The organism is Streptomyces sp. NPDC090445 (assembly GCF_044769385.1).
Classification (GTDB): Bacteria; Actinomycetota; Actinomycetes; order Streptomycetales; family Streptomycetaceae; genus Streptomyces.
This window is the reverse complement of sequence record NZ_JBIVXV010000025.1, coordinates 62,074-79,687: the sequence shown is the minus strand read 5'-3', so window position 1 is coordinate 79,687 and position 17,614 is coordinate 62,074. Positions and strand designations below refer to the sequence as shown.

The 17,614-nt window shown below is 76.9% G+C and carries 10 protein-coding genes; 1 reads left to right on the top strand and 9 read right to left on the bottom strand.

What is annotated here, in order from left to right:
- Positions 1-2: 2 nt before the first annotated feature.
- From ACIQUT_RS31970 to ACIQUT_RS31950, 5 genes are all read right to left on the bottom strand, one after another.
- The gene (locus ACIQUT_RS31970; RefSeq protein ID WP_403568064.1) at positions 3-1,928 is read right to left on the bottom strand and encodes a hypothetical protein; all 1,926 of its coding nucleotides are present in this window, start codon (positions 1,926-1,928) and stop codon (positions 3-5) included.
- Positions 1,925-5,695 (bottom strand): DUF5682 family protein, encoded by a 3,771-nt coding sequence (locus ACIQUT_RS31965; RefSeq protein ID WP_403568062.1) that lies wholly within the window; start codon positions 5,693-5,695, stop codon positions 1,925-1,927. The genes ACIQUT_RS31970 and ACIQUT_RS31965 overlap by 4 nt, the downstream gene beginning before the upstream one ends.
- On the bottom strand, positions 5,692-6,855 hold the full coding sequence (locus ACIQUT_RS31960; protein WP_403568061.1) for an AAA family ATPase: 1,164 nt from the start codon (positions 6,853-6,855) through the stop codon (positions 5,692-5,694). Before ACIQUT_RS31960 ends, ACIQUT_RS31965 begins: the two co-directional genes overlap by 4 nt.
- 123 nt (positions 6,856-6,978) lie before the next feature.
- Positions 6,979-11,985 (bottom strand): DNA-binding protein, encoded by a 5,007-nt coding sequence (locus ACIQUT_RS31955; RefSeq protein WP_403568059.1) that lies wholly within the window; start codon positions 11,983-11,985, stop codon positions 6,979-6,981.
- Complete coding sequence (locus ACIQUT_RS31950) at positions 11,982-12,851, bottom strand: DUF4132 domain-containing protein (protein ID WP_403568057.1); 870 nt, start codon at positions 12,849-12,851, stop codon at positions 11,982-11,984. Before ACIQUT_RS31950 ends, ACIQUT_RS31955 begins: the two co-directional genes overlap by 4 nt.
- A gap of 234 nt (positions 12,852-13,085) precedes the next feature.
- On the opposite strand from ACIQUT_RS31950, the gene ACIQUT_RS31945 reads away from it, so the two are divergent.
- Complete coding sequence (locus ACIQUT_RS31945; protein WP_403568055.1) at positions 13,086-13,883, top strand: HNH endonuclease family protein; 798 nt, start codon at positions 13,086-13,088, stop codon at positions 13,881-13,883.
- Between the two features lie 92 nt (positions 13,884-13,975).
- On the opposite strand, the gene ACIQUT_RS31940 is transcribed toward ACIQUT_RS31945, so the two are convergent.
- The 4 genes from ACIQUT_RS31940 to ACIQUT_RS31925 all read right to left on the bottom strand — a co-directional run bounded on the left by ACIQUT_RS31940 (position 13,976) and on the right by ACIQUT_RS31925 (position 17,565).
- Positions 13,976-14,509, bottom strand: a complete 534-nt coding sequence (locus ACIQUT_RS31940; protein ID WP_403568053.1) for a GNAT family N-acetyltransferase — start codon at positions 14,507-14,509, stop codon at positions 13,976-13,978.
- 47 nt (positions 14,510-14,556) lie between these two features.
- The gene (locus ACIQUT_RS31935) at positions 14,557-15,765 is read right to left on the bottom strand and encodes an alpha/beta hydrolase family protein (protein WP_403568051.1); all 1,209 of its coding nucleotides are present in this window, start codon (positions 15,763-15,765) and stop codon (positions 14,557-14,559) included.
- A gap of 121 nt (positions 15,766-15,886) precedes the next feature.
- Positions 15,887-16,885, bottom strand: coding sequence for an isopenicillin N synthase family dioxygenase (locus ACIQUT_RS31930; protein ID WP_403568049.1), 999 nt, complete (start codon positions 16,883-16,885; stop codon positions 15,887-15,889).
- A complete protein-coding gene (locus ACIQUT_RS31925) occupies positions 16,828-17,565 on the bottom strand; it encodes an Imm21 family immunity protein (RefSeq protein ID WP_403568047.1) in 738 nt (245 codons plus the stop codon). Before ACIQUT_RS31925 ends, ACIQUT_RS31930 begins: the two co-directional genes overlap by 58 nt.
- Between the last annotated feature and the right edge of the window lie 49 nt (positions 17,566-17,614).

Sequence of the window (17,614 nt, the reverse complement as noted above, 5' to 3'; positions counted from 1 at the left end):
GTTCAGGCCCATGACGCGGCCACCAGGGACCGTTCGGCGGCGGCCAGGTGGGCCGCCGCGGACAGCCAGGCCCAGGCGTAGCCGTCCGCCGACGGGTCGGTGAGGCGGCCGAACGCGTCGCGGGGGCGCCGGTCCGCCTCCGCGGCCAGAGCCGTCGCCAGCTCCGCGGCCGCGGTGAATCCCGCCCGGCGCAGCGGCCCGTACGCGGCGGCGGGCTCGCTGCCGCGGGCCGATTCGGCGACGGCCCGCCGCCCGCCCGCCACCCCGGTCTCCAGCAGGCGGCGCACCCGCCACAGCGGTGCGTCGGCGAGCGGGTCCGGCCCCGGGTCCACGGTCAGGGGTCCCGCTCCCGGAGCGGTGCCGGGAGGGAAGTGGCTGCCCTGGAGGCGCTCGTAGCCGAGGTCGGCCCGGCCGAACCACTCCTCGGGCAGCCTCAGCGTGTGCTCCGCGTCCGGCACCGGCCCGACGGCGAGGGGCCGCAGGGTGGCGGCGCGGTCCAGGTCGGGGCGGCCGAGGACGCGCAGCGCCAGGCCCGGGTGGGCGGCGATGCGGCGCAGGTTCTCCCGGTGCGGCAGCTCCGGGTGGGGGTGGGCGGCCCGCAGCCGCAGCAGCGGGGCCGGGGCCTCCCCGGTCCGGATCTCGCGGACCAGGAGGTCCTCGCCCGCCGCGCCGACCACCGTGACGTCGCAGCCCAGCAGTGCGGGACCGGCCGCGTCCGGGTCGGGGTCGGCGAGCTGCGCGGCCACGGCCTCGGCCGCCGGGCGGGCGAAGAGCGCCGCTGCGGGTGCGTCGGTCCACCGGACGCCCGGCAGCGGGGTCGCCTGCACCCCGCGCCCGGCGCCGAGCCGGCCGTCGGGCGACACCGTGGCCCCGGCGATACGGAGTCCCCCGCGCGCCAGGCCCGCGTGGTCGAGGACGGCGCCGCCGAGCGCCACCGAGGCGGAGCCGGCGCCCTTGGCGCGGGCGAGGCCGCCGGGGCGCACGTCGGAGACCGAGTAGCGTCCCCCGTCGGGGGCCAGCAGGTGGGTGACCACTCCCCCGTACCCGGTCGCGGACAGCACCGGCTCGCGGCACAGGCCCTGCACCCGCAGGCTGCCGCCCGGCCGGTAGGCGCGGCGGACGCTGCCGGCGAGGGCGGGGTCGGCCGCCCCGGAGGCCAGTACGGCGGCGATGTGCAGGAGTTCACGGAAGGCGGCGGTGAGGTCGGCGAGCCGGTGGGTGCCGCTGCGCTCCCGCGCGGCACGCAGGCCGCGTACGAGCCGCAGGGTGGCGGCCTCGGCGCGGGGCAGCCCGGCGAGGCGCGCGGTGTGGGCGGCGCGCAGCAGCTCGGCCTGGACGACCGCGCCGCCCGCCGTGACGCCCGCCGCGAGGGCCTCGGCGGCGGCCCGCCACAGCGCGGAGGCGGCGGCGGTCTGGGCAGGCGTCAGGACGGCGGCCCGGGCGGGGTCGGGTTCCGTCGGCCCGGCGTCCTCCCGTACGGCCTGCTGCGCCGCGGCTCCGGCGCCGGCCGGGGCCGCGGCCGCGGGCTCCGACGACGGGACCGCCGACGGCTCGGGCTCCGCGCCGCCCCCGGAATCGGAATCGGCCGCGGAATCGGGCTCGGGCTCGGGCGGTGCGGCGTCGGCGAGCGGGGCCGCGCCGAGCACCGCGGCCCGATGCAGACAGCGCGGCGCCAGCAGGCAGCTGCAGACGGCCTGCCCGGCGCTGGTGACAGCGCCGCCGGGGCCGAGCCGCAGGGTCACGACGGCGTCCTCGCCGAAGCGGAAGCCGATGCTGCCGTCGTCGGCCTGCTCGGCAGCCGGCGTACCGGCGGCGCAGCCCTCGATGGCGGCGTCGAGCTTTTTGCGCAGCCGGGCGGTGAGGTTCTCGACGGCTTCGGCGAGGACCTCGGGGGCGACGGGCGGCAGCGGCGTCGGGGCGGTGCTCAACGGGTTTCTCCACGGAGGCGGTCGCCCACCCAGCGGGCGAGGGCGAGCGGGCTGAGGGCGGCCACCGGCATGCCGGCGGCGACGAGCTGCCGGGCGACGGGCACCGAGTAGCGGGGGGTGCCGGCATCGTCGAGCGCGGCGCAGCCGAGCAGGTGGGCGCCGGACGCGGCGAGCGCGCGCACCTCCCCGAGGAGTCCGCCGATCGGTCCGCCCTCCTCGAAGTCGCTGACCACGACGACGAGGGTGCGGCTCGGCACGGTGATGAGGGAGCGGGCGTGGGCGAGGCCCGCCGCGATGTGCGTGCCGCCGCCCACGCGGACCTCCAGCAGCAGCGACAGCGGGTCGTCCACCCGGTCGGTGAAGTCCACGACCTGCGTGGAGAACGCCAGGAAGTGCGTGGACAGGGTAGGGACACCGCCGAGGACGGCCGCGGTCAGCGCCGACCAGATGACCGAGGCCTCCATGGAGCCGGAGACGTCGACGACCAGGATCAGCCGCCAGTCGGCCTCGCGGCGGGCCCGGGTGCTGAACACCGGCCGCTCCGGGACGACGGCGATGCTGCCGTCGTCGAGGCGCCGGGTGTGGGCGAGGTTGGCCCGCAGGGTGCGGTCCAGGTCGAGCCGGCCGCCGGGGCGGCGGCTGGGGCGCGGGGTGTTGAGGCCGGACAGCGCCGGGCGCAGCCGGGTGGCCAGCTCCTTCGCGAGTTCGTCGACGAGGCGGCGGACCAGCGGGCGCAGCTTCGCGACCTGGGCTTCCGGCAGGCCGCCGGCGAGGGACAGCACCGAGCTGAGCAGTTCCACCGAGGGGCGCACGGCGGCCGGGTCGAGCTGGGCCAGCACGTCGGTGCGGCCCGAGTCGGCGGCGGCCGCGAGCACTTCCTCCCGGACGTCCGTGCCGAAGATCGCTTCCAGTTCCTCGGCCCATTCGCGGGCCGTGGGGAACGAGGCCTCCTGGCCGCCGCCGCTGCCGCCGGCGTCCAGGTCGGCGGAGCCCTCGCCGCGGCCCGCGCCGTACAGCTCGTCGAGGGCGTGCGCGTAGCGGCGGGCGCCGGCGGGCAGCCGGTCGCGCTGCCGGCCGAGGAGCAGCCGCCACCGGTCGGCGGGGGCGAGCCGCTGCGGTCCGGCGGCCGTCCCGGCTCCCGGTCCGGGGACGGTCTCGGTCTCGGGTGCGGATACGGGTACGGGGGCCCCGGCCGCGTCCGGAGCCGGGGCGTCGTGCCCCGGGCGGGGCAGGGACTTCAGGGCGGCGGCCCCGGCGGCGTCCGCGGCGGCCCACAGGGCGAGCAGGGCGGGCGGCGCGTCGAGGGAGAGGTCGACGCGGTCGCCGAGCCGCTCGGTGACGGTGGCCAGCAGCCGGTCGCGGGCGGCGGGGGCGAGCGCGTCGAAGCCGCCGCGGAGGGCGGGGAGCCGGTCCAGGAAGTCCTGGTCGGTGAGCGAGTCGACGCGGTCGAGGACCGGGACCAGGGCGGCCGCGGAGGACTGCAGCAGCGGTCCGGCCGCGGCCAGCAGGCCGCCCAGACGGCGGGTCAGGGCGCGCCGGCCGTCCGGGGTGGCGGCGCCGTCGATCCAGCCGGCGGCGCGGTCGCCGAGTCCGGCGGCCGCGTCGAGGTCCAGCAGGACCCGTACGGCGTGCGCCGCGCCCTGGATGAGCGGGGACCCGTCGGCGGCGAGGCCTGCGAGGGCCTCGTCCATGCGCAGGCCGAGGTGCCGGGCGGCGGCCCGGTCGGCGAGGGCGACGAGGGCGCGCGCGTCGGCGGGGTCCTCGCTGCCCGCGAGGCCGGGCAGGGCGCGTACGGCGGCGTCGAGGAGTTCGCCGGCCAGTGCGCCCGCGGTGGCGCGCACGGTGTCGGAGTCGACGGGGAAGTGCCCTCGGGAGAGCCCTTCCAGCAGGTCCAGCGCCTCCAGCAGCTCGGGCAGGGCCGCGGTCTGCGGCAGGGTGGCGGCCGCCTCGTCGAGTCGTACGGCGACCAGCTCGGGCAGGTCGCAGCGGGCGGCGGCGGTCAGTCCGGCGAGGATCCCGCCGGGGGTCGGGCCGCCTTCGGCGGCGGCCCGGCGGGCGGTGTCGCGGAGGGTGCCGGCGGCCGCCTGGGCGGCGGTGACGCCGCGGACCCCGGCGAGGTCGAGGCGGGCCGGGACGGAAGGGGTCCACTTCAGCCGCCACTTGGTGCCCAGCGCGGTGCCGTCGCCGGTGGCGGCCACGTCGAGCGGCTCCCCGTATCCGGCGCCGAGGACGGCCAGCCGCTGCAGCAGGACTTCGCGGCGCCGGTCGAGCGGGGAGCGCAGCGGGTCGAGGCGGACCTCGCGGGGGGCGGGGTCCTCGGGGCCGGGCAGCCGCAGCTCGGCGAGCTCGGCCTCGACACCGGGGCCCAGTCCGGAGCGGGGGGCGCGCGGGGTGATGCGGCCCCGGCCGGCGCCGACGAGGACGGCTTCGAGGGCGCGGGCCAGGGCCCGGCCGCGGCCCAGCGGTTCGCCCTGGCCGAGGACGGTGGTGACGGCCTCCAGGAGTTCGCCGCGGCCGGGGGCGGGCAGGCCGCGCAGGACGGCCAGGTCGCAGGCGAGCCGCAGGGTCTCGGCGGCTTCCCCGGTGCCGGCGGTGTGGCCGGCCCGGCGCAGTTCCCGGCACAGGCCGGTCACGGCGGCGGAGGCCGCGGTCCGCAGCCTTTCCGGGTCGCCGCCGGCCTCCAGGACGGCCTGCTGCCACAGCGGGTCGCGGATGCCGGCGGGGTAGCCGGAGCGGGAGTCGAGCAGGTCGAAGGAGTAGGGCACGAACGAGGTGACGGCGGCGTCGTCGGCGGCTTCGGGCCTGCCGGCTCCCGACTTGTCGGCCCCGGCCTTGCCGGCCCCCGCCCGGGCCGCATCGGCGCCGCCCGCAGCGGCCGGACCCGAGACAGCCGGGCCCGATGCGGCCGCCCCCTCGGCAGCCGGCCCATCGGCGGCACCGGAGTCGAGGAGGGCCGGGGCGTGGAAGGCGCCGATCACGGCGGCGACCCGCCGGCCCCCGGCGGCCGCGGCCGCGATGACCGCGCGCATCCGGGCCTCGCGGGCCAGGTCCACGGCGGGGACGGCGGCGGCCGCGTCCTGGCGCAGCGCCCAGCCGACGCCGAGGGCCGCGCGGCGGACGGCCTCCGGCGTGCAGCCGGGGGCCAGCACCTCCACGGCGCGGTCCCACAGGTCGTCGCCGTCCCGGCCGGTGCCGGCCGCGCTGAGGGCGCCCGCGTACGAGCGCCCCCGCGGGCCGGAGCCCGTGCCGGTGCCCGTGCCGGTGCCGGTGGCGGGCTCCGCGGCCGGGGCCGCTTCGAGGGGAGCGTCCGGACCCGGCTCCGCAGCCGCATCCGGGCCGGCGGGCCCGCGCAGGGTCCATCCCGGGTCGGACAGCGGCAGGTCGCAGCACAGCACCTCGGCGCCGTGCGCACGCGCCCAGCGGATCGCGGCCAGTTCCGGGGAGAAGTCCGCGAAGGGGTAGAACGCCAGCCGGCCGTCGGATCCGGTGCCGGCGAGGGCGACGGGGGCCTGCGTCTCCGGGTCCGCGAGGTGCTCCAGCCACGGCTGGAACCTGGCGGGCAGCTCGATGCAGACCACCTCGGCCCCGGCGGCGTCCAGCAGCGCCGGGACCACGGCGGCCAGGGCGGGGCTGTGGTGGCGCACCCCCAGCAGGTACGGCGTCCGGGACGCGGCGAGCGCCTCCACGGTGGCCCGCGGATCGGCGTCCCGGTCCGGGACGGCGGCGGGCGCCGGGGCGCCCGCCGACAGGGCGGTGGTGGTGGTCATCGCAGGCTCCCGCGCAGGTCCCACAGGCGGCGCCACATGGCCGAGCCGTCCTCGGCGCGGCGGCGGACCGGGCCGTCCCAGTAGCCGAGCAGACGGCCGTGGTCGGCGGGGTCGTCCTTGCGGACCACGCCCAGGAGGTGGCCGGGCAGCAGGTCCAGGACGTCGCCGCCCGGCAGGTAGGCGGCGGCGACGCCCAGGGAGGTCGCCACCTGGACGGCCTCGGCGGTGGACATGACCGTACCGGGGCGTTCGACGTCCCAGCCTTCGGTGGAGCGCCCGGAGCGCAGGTCCCGGAAGACGGTGACGAGCGCGTCGAGCACGGCGTCGTCCACGCCGAAGGCGGCGCCCGCGCGCTGGACGGCCGCGACCGCCTGGTGGCGGATCAGCGTGGCCTCCGCGTCGGCGTCGGCGATGGGGTCGACGGTCTCGAAGTTGAAGCGGCGCTTGAGGGCGGCGGACATCTCGGAGACGCCGCGGTCGCGCAGGTTGGCGGTGGCGATGACGGTGAAGCCGGGGGCGGCGCTGACCACCGCGTCCTCGGTGGCGGCGAGTTCGGGCACGCTGACCCGCCGGTCGGACAGGATCGACACGAGGGCGTCCTGGACCTCGGGCAGGCAGCGGGTGATCTCCTCGACCCGTACGACGCGCCCGGTCCGCATGGCGGAGAGGACCGGGGAGTCGACGAGTGCCTGCGGGGTGGGGCCCTGGGCGAGCAGCAGGGCGTAGTTCCAGCCGTAGCGGAAGGCGTCCTCGGTGGTGCCGGCGGTGCCCTGCACGGTGAGGGCGCTGGTGCCGCAGACGGCGGCGGCGAGCAGTTCGGACAGCATCGACTTGGCGGTGCCGGGCTCGCCGGTGAGGAGGAGGCCGCGCTCTCCGGCGAGGGTGACGACGCAGCGTTCGACGAGGGCGCGCTCGCCGACGAACTTGGGGGCGATGGCCAGCTTGGCGGGCAGGCCCGCCCGCCGCTTCGGCAGGGCCAGCTCGGTGCCGTCGCTGCCGCAGACGAAGGTGACGACGGCGCGCGGGGTCAGCGCCCAGCCCGGCGGGCGGGGGCCGGTGTCCTGGGCGGCGAGGAAGGCGAGTTCGGCGGCGTACCGCTCTTCGGCGGGCAGCGTCTGGCGGGCCGGGGCGGCGGCAGCGTCTTCGGTGACGGTCGTCATGGGAGTCCTCGGAAACTCGAACAAGGGAAGGAAGGGAACGGACAAGGAGAAGGGACGAAGGACAGGGGGCGCGCCGGCCGGCCCCACCCACGGGGCCGACCGGCGGTGCCGTCAGCGGTGCCGTCAGCGGCGGCGGGTGCGGGTGCGCTTGACCTTGAGCTCCTCGAAGCGCGGTACGTCGCCCTCGGTGACCCGCTGCCAGGCCCTGCGGTAGAGGTCCGCGGCCGGTTCGGCCGGCACCAGGACGCGGAGGACCGGCCTGCCGCCGGGGGCGAGGCCCTCGTACATCGGCAGCTTCCACTGCTCGACGGGCAGGTTCGGGGAGGCCATGTCCGCCCAGGGGCCGGGGAGGAACAGGGTGCGCCCCGCCCGGGTCCGGTTGGCCGTGACGACCAGGTCGGTGGCGGCCAGTTCGGCGCGGGCCGCCTTCAGGCGGGCCGGCTTCCAGCCCGTCCACCGGGCCGTGTTCCGGTCGGTGGGGTCGGGCATCGCCAGCAGCATCAGGTACAGCACCGCCGCGTCCGCGCCCACGCCGTACGCCGCCTGCACCTCGGCCGCCAGCTCCGGCACCGACCGGCCCGGGTCCTGCGGCCACCACGTCCCCTCCTTGTCCACCCCGCCCGCGGCCGGGGCGCCCGGGTCGGCGAGGAGCGCCGCGTACTGCGGGTCCCGGGCGCAGCGCAGGGCGGTCTCGGCCGATGACGGCTGCTGGTCGTCGCCGCGCAGGGCCGGCAGGTAGGGGTCGGAGCCGGTGGAGTCGAGCAGGGCGGTGCGCAGGGCCGGCCGCGGCCGGTCGTCGCCGGTGGCCATGACGACCGCGCCGTAGCGCTCGTGGCCCTCCGCGGTCTCGGTCGGGGTGCCGGCGGCCTTGCGGAAGTCGGGCAGGTAGGCGAAGCAGCCGAGGTCGAGGAGGAGTCCGGGCGCGGCGAGCCGCTGCCGGACGGCGGTGAGCACCGGCGGCAGGGCGGCCCGCACGGGGTGTCCGGCGGGCAGCCGGTGGGCGAGCCAGGCGGTCACGGCAAGGGCGTCGGTGAGGACCGTCGTGGTGAACGGCTCTCCGCCCGGTGTGACGGGCACCACCCGGTCGCCCTGGACCTTCCACTCCGTGTCGGTGCCGAGCGCGGGGGACGCCTCGGGGTCGAGGACGGCGGCGAGGGCCCGGTGCGCTGGCCAGGAGGTGCGCACGGCGCGGGTGGTCTCGGCGAGCAGCCACTCGGGTACGGGCGTACGGCGGCCCACGCGCCGGTTCCACAGCTCGGCGGCGGCGGCCACGTCCGGGCCGTCGGTCCACAGCCGGGCCGGGTCGGCGGGCAGCAGGGCCGCGACCAGGGACCGGCGCAGGTCGATGTCGAGGGCCCTGAGCTCGGTGCGGGCGTGCTTGGCGTCGGCGGCCTTCACGCCGAGGGCCGTGCGCAGTTCGGCCGGCAGGAAGTTGTGCTCGTGGCTGTCGATGTTCGGCAGGCCGGCGAGCAGCAGCTTCGCCGCCGTGGCGGAGACGCCGGTCAGCCGCGCGAACTCGTCGGCGGCCTCGGGGCGCAGCGGCGCGGAGCCGTGCGCGGCGGCCTCGGTGAGGAAGGCGGTCAGCCAGCCGGGGCCGCGCTCGCGGTCGCCGACGGGGGCGTCGCCGCGCAGGGTGTAGGGGCCGGGGACGGTGAACCGGCCGGACGGGTCGTGGAGCAGGGCCCCGAACTCGCCGCCTCCGCCGGGTACGCCCTCGCTGTGCTCGGTGAGGGCGAGGACGGCGCCGCCGCCGAGCGGGAGCAGGCTGCGGTGCGAGAAGCTGCGGCCCAGGCCGTCGGGGGTGTGCAGGTGGTGGTCGTCGAGGTGGACGAGGACGCGGCGCCAGCGGTCGGCCGAGCCTGCGGCCGAGGCCAGGCCGAGGGCGTCGATCGTGCCGAGCAGCCCGCACAGGGCGGCCCGCTGCTCGTCGGTGGCGCCGGGTGCGACGGCGCGGTAGGCGACGGCGGCGGGGTGGTCGAGCATGGGCGTGAAGGGGAGCCTGGAGTACTCGAACGCGGGCGTGTCGAAGTGGAGCCGGCCCGGGACCGCGGTGGCGCCGGTGTCGGCGATCGCGGCGGCGAGGCGGTGCAGGTACTGGTGGGCCACGTCGCGCTGGGTGCCCCAGTGGTAGTAGCCGGTGCCGATGACGCCGCGCAGGGCGTCCTCGACGAACTGGTCCGTGGGGCCCTCCGGTTCGCGGGGCGCGGCGGTGTCGGCGGAGTCGAGGCGGGCGGCGATGCCGTCCAGGGCCTTCTGCTGGGCGAGGGCGAAGCGCAGGACCTCGATGATGCCGCCGAGCAGCTCGGGCGCGGTGATCTGCGGGAAGGCGGCGCTGACCAGGCCGGGCAGGTCGGACGCCTTCTCCGCGGCGGCGGCCGCCTTGAGCAGGGCGGCGACGGTGTCCCGGTCGGCGGCGCGCAGGGCGGCGGAGCCTTCGGGGTCGCGGGGGCGCAGGGCGTACCAGAAGGGCAGCGGCGGGAGGTCGATGCTGCCGGTGGCGAAGCCCTCGTTGCGGTGGTCGCCGCTGGTCGTCACGGTGACGACGCCGTCGGGGTCGGTGATGCTCAGCTCGCGCCAGCGGTGGGTGAGGGCGCGCGGCCGGTCGTCGCCGGGGACGGCGAGGGCAGCGGCGGGCATGTGGGCGTCCGCGGGGACGCGGACGGTGCGGCCGGCGGTGTCGCGGCCGTACCAGCCTTCGTCCTTGACGCGGACGGCGCACCAGCCGAGGAGGCCGTCGGCGGGCGTGCCGAGGGCGGATCCCTCGACGGTGGGCGCGGGCCGCAGCCAGGTGGAGTGGGCGGCGAAGTTGGTCCGCGAGGGGTGGGCGTTCAGTGTGTCGGTGAGGAAGGCCGGCTGGGAGAAGCGGCCGTGGGTGCCGTCGGCGGGGTTGTACTCGCACCAGCCGGCGGTCTTGTCCTGTTCGTGGCGCCGCCACACCCAGTACGAGGTGCCGTCGCACAGCAGGGACTGCTCGGGGGGCAGTTCGGTGTCCCCGGCGTGGAGGACGCCGCCGCCGACGGTGCGGCCGCCGCCGGGCAGCGGCAGGCTGATCTCGTCGGAGCGCAGCGACCAGTAGGTGCGGTCGGCCTTGAGGGTGAAGACGTTCTGCGGGTCGGTGTGCCAGTAGCCCTGGACCCCGCTGCCGTAGGTGGACCAGAAGACGAGCAGCGCGCCGTCGACGTAGTGGAATCCGTACCGGTACGAGCCGCCGGTCGGCACGCGCAGGTCGTGGGTGAGCACGGTGGAGTCGGCGTCGACGACGCGGACCTGGATGCCGTTGGCGACGATGAGGTGGGGCCAGGCCTCGACGATGGTCAGGTTGTTGCGGTGCAGTGCCTTGCGGTCGGCGAGCTCGGTGAGCGCCTCCTCGAACGCGGGCCAGGCGTACTCCTCGAAGAGGCCTCCGCGCAGGGTGCGGGCGAGGATCGCGCCGAGGTCGGCGGCGGCCGCGTCGGCCACCTCCTCGCGGGCGAGTTCGAGGGCCTCGGCGGGCAGCCAGGTGAGCCGGCCGATGGCCTCAGGCAGCCCGGGCAGGCCCGCGGCCTCGGAGTTGCGGGCGACCTCCTGCATCCACTCGGTGAGCATCGGGCGGCCGCCGGGCGAGGCGGCGAGCCGGCGCATCACGTCGCCGCCGGAGCCGGCGTCGCCGAAGGAGTTGGCGGCGCGGCGGAACGCGGGCCGGAACCGCCCGTCGGCGGCGAGGGCGAGCAGGTCGCGGCGCTGGTCGGCGCGTGCCCAGTCGGCCACGTTCAGCTGGTTGTGGCGGTACTGCGGGCGGGAGTCCGCTTCGGGGTCGGCGACGGGGATGCCGAGGGAGAGGAGCAGGTCGAGCAGGTCGACGTCCTGGACCCCGATGAGCAGGCCGGCCTCGCGGCCGGGCTCGGCGAGTTCGGTGCGCAGCCGGTCGGCGGCGCGGGTGACGAGGTCGAGGAGGCCGGGCGGGGTGGGGCACTGCCTCCAGCCGCTGTGGCGGGCGGCGTGGTAGCGCTGCAGCCAGCCGGCGGCGCCGTCGGTGCAGCGCTCCTCGGCGGGCAGGTCGGCGTCGACGAGCCCGGCGGTGGCGCCGGACTCCTCCAGGACCTCCAGCCACAGGTCGGACAGTTCGACGTCGCCGCCGGGCGGCGTCAGTTCGAGGAGGGTGCCCCGTACGGCCGGCTCGCGGCGGGCCAGGGCGATCAGGGCGGTGCGGTGCGCCTTCCACCAGCCGAACGCGGCGCGCAGGGTGGCGGGCAGCGGCAGCAGCTCGGCGAGGTACTCCTGCTCGGCCTGGCTGCCGGTCAGGCCGGCGGCCCGGGCGAGGCGGCGGAGCTCGGTCGCGGCCTGGGCGGACGGCGGAAGGCCGCCGGCGGTGCGGCGGACGCACAGGCGGCGGAAGCGGGTGTGGGCCTCGGCGGGGCTGACGCGGGCCGAGAGGTCCTTGGCGTAGCCGGTGAGGACCTTCACGGGGAGGGCGCCGACGAGGGCGAATTCGAGGAAGACGGCGTCGAGGCGGTCCTCGTCGATCGTGAGGCCGTGCTGGGCCTCGGCGGTGCGGGCGCGGCCGAACAGCTGGGAGGCGTAGGCGGTGTTCTCGACGGCGAGGAAGAGGCGGGCGGCCTGCTCGTAGAAGACGGGCAGGAAGTGCGGTACGGCCGCGGCGAGCCGGCCGGCCAGCTCGTGGCAGGCGTCGAGGGCGGCTTTGGGCTTCGTCTTGGCCTGGCGGGCGACCCGGTCGAGTTCGGGGACGACGGCGAGGGCGTGGTGGCCGTCCTCGGGGTGGTGGACGAGGACCCACTCGGGGAAGCCGAGGGCCTGGCGCTGGCCGAGGCCGACGACGGGCGGCTCGCCCTCGTCGGGGACGAGGCCGAGGAATCCGGCGGCCAGGTCCTCGGCCGGGCCGAGTTCGGCGGCGGCGAGCCGGACGACGACGCGGCCGTCGGGGAGGGCGGGGTGGCAGTAGGTGCGGGCGGTCAGGTCGACGGCGGAGGGTCCGGCCCCGTCGGTGCCGATGGGCAGCACGGCGCCGGCCTTCAGGAGCAGTTCGGCCCGGGCCGCGGTGCCGACCGCGGTGCCGGCCGCGGTCGTGTCGGTGGTCGCGGCCGTCGCGGTCGTCGTGGCGGTGGTCGCGGTGGTGGTGGTCGTGGTGGTCATCGTGCGTCCTTGCCCTCTTCGATCTTGCGTCCGGCGTACAGTGCGGCGGCCATGCGCATGCCCTCGGACCAGGCGACCGGTCCCACCTCGGTCAGGCGCACGGCCCGGCCGTCCTCGTCGTGCCAGCTCAGGGCGCCGGTGGTGGCCTCGGCCTCGTAGTAGGGCTCGCCGATCCAGACGGCGGCCTCGACGGCCCGGCCGGTGTCGCGGACCGCGCAGGTGGCGTAGCCGCCGGAGACGCGGTGGCCGAGGCCGGTGGCGCGGGCGGCCAGGCCGAACCGGTTGGGGAAGACGCCGCCCGCGTAGTCCCGTACCTCGGTGTCCTTGGCGGCGAGCCCCTCGGGCTTGAGCCAGGTCGCCCGGTGTATCTGCTCGACGCGCTGCACGATGCCGAGTTCGGCCGCGAAGTCCCGTACGTCGTCCAGGTCGGGCAGCAGCACGGGGTGGGGCAGGGTCACGGTGCGCGGGGAGAGGCGTACGGTCTCGCCGTCGAGGTTGACCACCTTCAGCTCGCCGGAGGCGGTGGCGTCGCGCAGGAAGCCCACCTCGTCCGGGTCGTCGCCGACGACAGCGAGGTCGCGGAGCGCGTTCTGCCAGGCCTCGTCCGGCCAGACCCGGGCGAGCAGCGCGGTGGGCACGGGCAGGGAGGACACCATCCAGGTGTCGACCTGGGCGATGCAGGCCGCCTCGTGCCGGTCGAGCCATTCGGCGAGCCGGCGCAGCCGGTCCACCTCGGGGTGGTCCCGCAGGGCCCTGGGCAGTGATTTCAGCTGCCGTCCCGCCGTGCGCCCGGTGGTGGACCGCGCCGCCACCTTTCCTTCCACCAGGGCGATCTCGTATCCCTCGCCCGCCGCCAGCCAAGCCATGTGCCTCGCGCCTTTCCGCCTGCCCGATCCGATTCCGCGCAGCGCCGGGCACGGCCGAAAAGCCCCCCTGAGCTGCGGTATGCGGGGAGATTAGCGAGAGCCACTGACAACGGCCCTCCAGGGGGCCCGTATCGGGGCCCCGCGGCCGCTGCGGGATCCGGGGTCTGGGCTGAATGTCCGGTTCTGGGTACTGTTTTCAAGACAGGGCGCGGACCGGGTCTCGGGGTGGGGTACATGGGACGTCAGATACGGGTGCGGGGTGCGGTGCTGGCGGCTTCGCTGCTGCTGGGCGCCGCGGGCTGTACGTCGGGCGGGTCGGACGGGGCGGACGGGGTGGGTTCCCGGGCCTCCGCCCCACCGTCACCGGCCGGTTCGCCGACGCCCCCGCAGGCATCGCCGTCAGCCGGCGACGGAAAGGCCGGCGATGGAAAGGCCGGCGATGGAAAGGCCAGTGACGGAAAGGCGGGCGGCGGTGAGCTCCTGCCGGGCGTGGCGGGCGTCGAGGCGGCCCGTGCGCAGCTGGCCGGGCTGGCGGTGGCGCCGGTGGGGACGATGGCCGGATACAGCCGGGACAGGTTCACGCACTGGGCGGAGCAGGGCGGGACCTGCAACACGCGCGAGGCGGTCCTCCAGCGCGACGGTACGGACGTGGTGCGGGACGCGGAGTGCCGGGCGGTCTCGGGGACGTGGAAGAGCCTGTACGACGGGGCGGTGGTGACCGACGCGTCGAAGCTGGACATCGACCACGTGGTGCCGCTGGCCGAGGGGTGGCGTTCGGGGGCGGCCGCCTGGGACGCCGCCAAGCGGAAGGCGTTCGCCAACGATTTGACCCGCCCGCAGCTGCTGGCGGTCACGGCGGCGGCGAACCGGTCGAAGGGCGACCAGAGTCCGGACCGGTGGCAGCCGCCGGCCCGGTCGAGCTGGTGCCTGTACGGGCGGGCGTGGACGACGGTGAAGTCCGCCTACGGGCTGACGGTCACGGAGGCGGAGAAGACGATGCTCACGAGGATGCTGGACACCTGCGCGGCCTGACGGCCGGCGGCCGGCAGCGGTGCGAGCGGGCGGGCGGGCAGGCGGCCGGGGCGCGGCGGCGGAGGGCCGCGCCCCGGCCCGACGGGTGCGGGTCAGGCCTCGTACTCGGTGAGGTCGATGCCGTACACGCGGAGCAGGTGTCCGTGCTCCGCGTCGGTGGCGTCCCCCTCGGGAGCCATGCCGAGCTTCTCGGCCACGTTGTCCGAGGCCCGGTCGCCGGCCCGGACCACGGCGATGACCCGGTCCAGGCCGCGGTCCTGGAGGGCGAACTCCAGTACGGCCTGGGCGGCCTCGGAGGCGTACCCCTGGCCCCAGTACTGCCGGCCGAGGCGCCAGCGGATGTCGACGGCCGGCAGCAGCTCGGGCAGGTCCTCGGGCACCGACAGCCCGACCGCGCCGACCAGCTCACCGGAGCCCAGCAGTTCGACGGCGAAGAGGCCGAAGCCCTCCTCGTCCCATTCGTCCTCCCACCGCTCGATCTCGTCGGCGGTCTGCTCCAGGTCGAGCGGGGAGCCGTCGCCGATCCAGCGCATCACCGCCGGATCGGCGTTGATCTCCGACAGGGGGATGAGGTCGTCGTCGTCCCAGCGGCGCAGGAGGAGGCGGGGGGTGCGGATCTCGGTCATGCCCCCATCCTGCCGAAACGCTGCCCGCCTGCGGAAATCGGCGGCCGTCAGGGCCGGTGGAAGCGGACCTCGGGCGCGTCGGCGGCGGGGCCGTCCAGCAGCGGCTGCGGTATGCCCTTGAGGTGCAGGTCGAAGAAGGCCCCGACGTAGCGGCGGGTCAGCTCGACCGAGCGGTCGCCGGGCAGCGGGGTCATCCTCGGCAGTCCGAGGCGGTCGCTGACGGCGGGCCAGTCGGTGAAGGTGAAGTGGTGGGCGTCGGCGAAGGTGATCCAGCGCTTCCAGCCGTCGAGCCGGGGCCAGTTGGCGTCCCAGCCGGCCGGGTTGCCGGGCATGCTCCCGGGGACCGCGTCGGCCCCGCCGAGCAGCATGAAGGGCCGGCCGTCCAGTCCGCCGTCGGGCACGGGTGAGAACAGTCCGCCGTCCATGTCGATGCCGGCGCGGACCCGCGGGTCGGCGGCCATCACGGCGGCCGCGGCGGAGCCGCCCATGGAGTGGCCGGCCGCGGCGATCCGCTTCCGGTCGATCAGGCCGGAGTGCCGCCAGGCCGGGTGCCGGCCGGTGAGCCGGTCCAGCAGGAAGGACACGTCGCGGGCGCGGTTGTCGGCCACCGGCTTGTAGTCCTTCGTCTGCCGGACGACGTCGCAGGCCTTGCAGGTCAGGACGCGCCCGCCGGGGAAGCTCGTGCCTGCGGTCTCGTACGCGTGGTCCACGGCGGCGACCACGTGGCCGCGGGAGGCGAGTTCCTCGGCCAGCGAGGTGAGCGTGGCGCGCGGCACGGTGAAGCCGGGCGAGAGGACGACCAGGGGGTGGCGGCCGGTGACGGGGCGCGCCCCGGTGCGGGCGTACGCCTTCGTGCCGGCCAGGCTCTCGACCGCGACCTGCTGCTCCAGGCCCCGGTCGGCGAGCAGCAGCCGGGCCTCGTCGTCGGTGAGGTACGGGGCCGGGGGCCCGCCGGTGCCGCGGTGGGCCGGGTAGCGCAGGGTGACCATCAGCTCGCGCGGGCCGGACCCGGCCCAGGGGTCGGTGCGGCTGTGGTCGACGAGGTGGAGGGTCTCCTGCCCGACGGCGTACCGGCCGGTGGGGCGGGGCAGTTCGGGTATGACCGCCCCGGTGGTGGCGGGCGCGGACGCGGCGGCCGGCGCGGCCGGCGCCCCCGGGGCGGGCCCGGCGGCCGAGGCGGTTCCGGCGGTGGTCAGGACGAGCGGCAGGAGCAGGGCGCCTAAGACGGCGGCAGTGGTGGTGCGGCGTCGGTTCATGGTGTCGAACGTACCCGCGGGCCGTGCGGCTGATCATCATCTCGGAGTCGGATCCGGTGCTCCGTCCACGGGAGGGCCTCCCGTCCGCCGCGAGGGTGACGGGAGGCCGGCCGGGTCCGTGTCAGGAGACGCTGATCGCGTCCAGTTTGGCCCGCAGGTAGGCGTGGGAGTCGACCGGCTCGTGCGCGATCCGGCCGATCGGCTCCGGCAGGGACTCGACGCGGGTATGCGCATCGCATTCGTAGAAGTACACCAGCGACACCAGTTCCTCGGCCGGGGCGGCGGCGGGCGGCGGGAGCACCCGGTGGCGGCCCGCCCGCCAGCGGTCCCCCGTCCAGCGGGCCAGCAGGTCGCCGATGTTGACGGTGAGGGCGGCCGGGTCGTACGGGGCGTCCTGCCAGCCGTCGGCGTCGGTGTGGATCTGGAGCCCGCCGGCGCCCGGCTCGCGGTCGAGGACCGTGACGGTGCCGAAGTCGGTGTGGGCGCCGATGCGGAACTGGCCGGGCAGCGGGGGGCCGAGGAGCTCGGTGCCCGGGTACCAGTTGAGGTTGAAGCCCCAGGTGGGGTGGCCGGTGTGGCGGGTGAAGTGGTCCGTGCCGAGGCCGAGGGCGCCGGCGAGGAGCTCCAGCAGCTCGTCGGACAGGGCCCGCATCCGGGTGAGGTACTCCTCCACGGGCGGGCGGAGTCCGGGCACCTCGGCGGGCCAGGCGTTCGGGCGGAACCACTCGGCGTCCACCGCGGGGTCGCCGGTGGGTTGGTCCGCCGCCCAGGACCAGGACTCCTTCAGGTCGGGCGGCGAGGCGCCGCCCTCCGCGTAGCTGTTCGCCTCGGCGCCCGGGCCGAGCCAGCCGCGGCCGCCGACGGTGACCGCATACGGTTCCTTCACCGCGGCGGGCAGCCGGAAGAACGCCCGGGCGGCGGCGCGGATCCGCGCGGGCAGGGCCGGGTCGATGCCGTGCCCGGTGACCAGGAGGAACCCGGCGGCCTGCAGGGCCCCGTCGACCTCGGCGGCGATCCGCGTGCGGGCCGCCGGGCCGCCGGACCGCCACGGCCCGAGGTCGATCACGGGGATCGGGGAGCCCGCTCCCCCGCCGCTGGTCTCACGAAGGGAACTCGCCATGGCAGCCTGCCTTTCCGAGCCGGTGTCGGACGTCCGCCACCGAGGCTAGTACGGCAGCGGCCGTGCCGTGTCGGATGCGCGGATGGGCGGATGTGCCGCGCCGTCCCGCCCCACCGGCTGATGCAGGCGGATCCGCCGGGTGCGGCGCAGGGTCCGCCGGGTGCGGCGCAGGGTCCGCCGGGTGCGGCGCAGGGTCCGCACCGATGCGCGTTCGCGCGGGGTCGGACCGCCTGCAGTCGGTGGAGGTGGAACTCTCCCAGCGGGCGCTCGATGTACACGGACTGCACCCGGTAGCGGCCGTGGGGGATGTCGATCCGGAGCATGTAGTCGTCTTCCGTGTCCGCACCCGGCACCATGGCGTCGATCAGCGCGTACTGCCCGCCCAGGACGATCTCGACGGCATCCTGCCACCCCGGGGCGGCCATGGCCCGCTCCACCTCCCGGTGGAGGTCGACGCTCTCGTCGGAGCCGACGTTCTGGACGAAGGTCAGGCTCCCGGGCAGACAGGTCACGGGGAGGGCCTCGCCACCGATCGTGAGGACTTCTCCGTCGCCGGGGAGCAGGATCTTGTTGATGTACTCCTCGAGCTCCGTGTGGGCCTCGGTGCCGTCCCATTCCCGTACACGGCCCGCAGGGCACAGCACGTAGTAGCCGAAGTCCGTCCCCTCGAGCCAGTCCACCGACGTCATCACATCCCCGTCCCGGTATCCCAACGCGCATCCGCGTCTG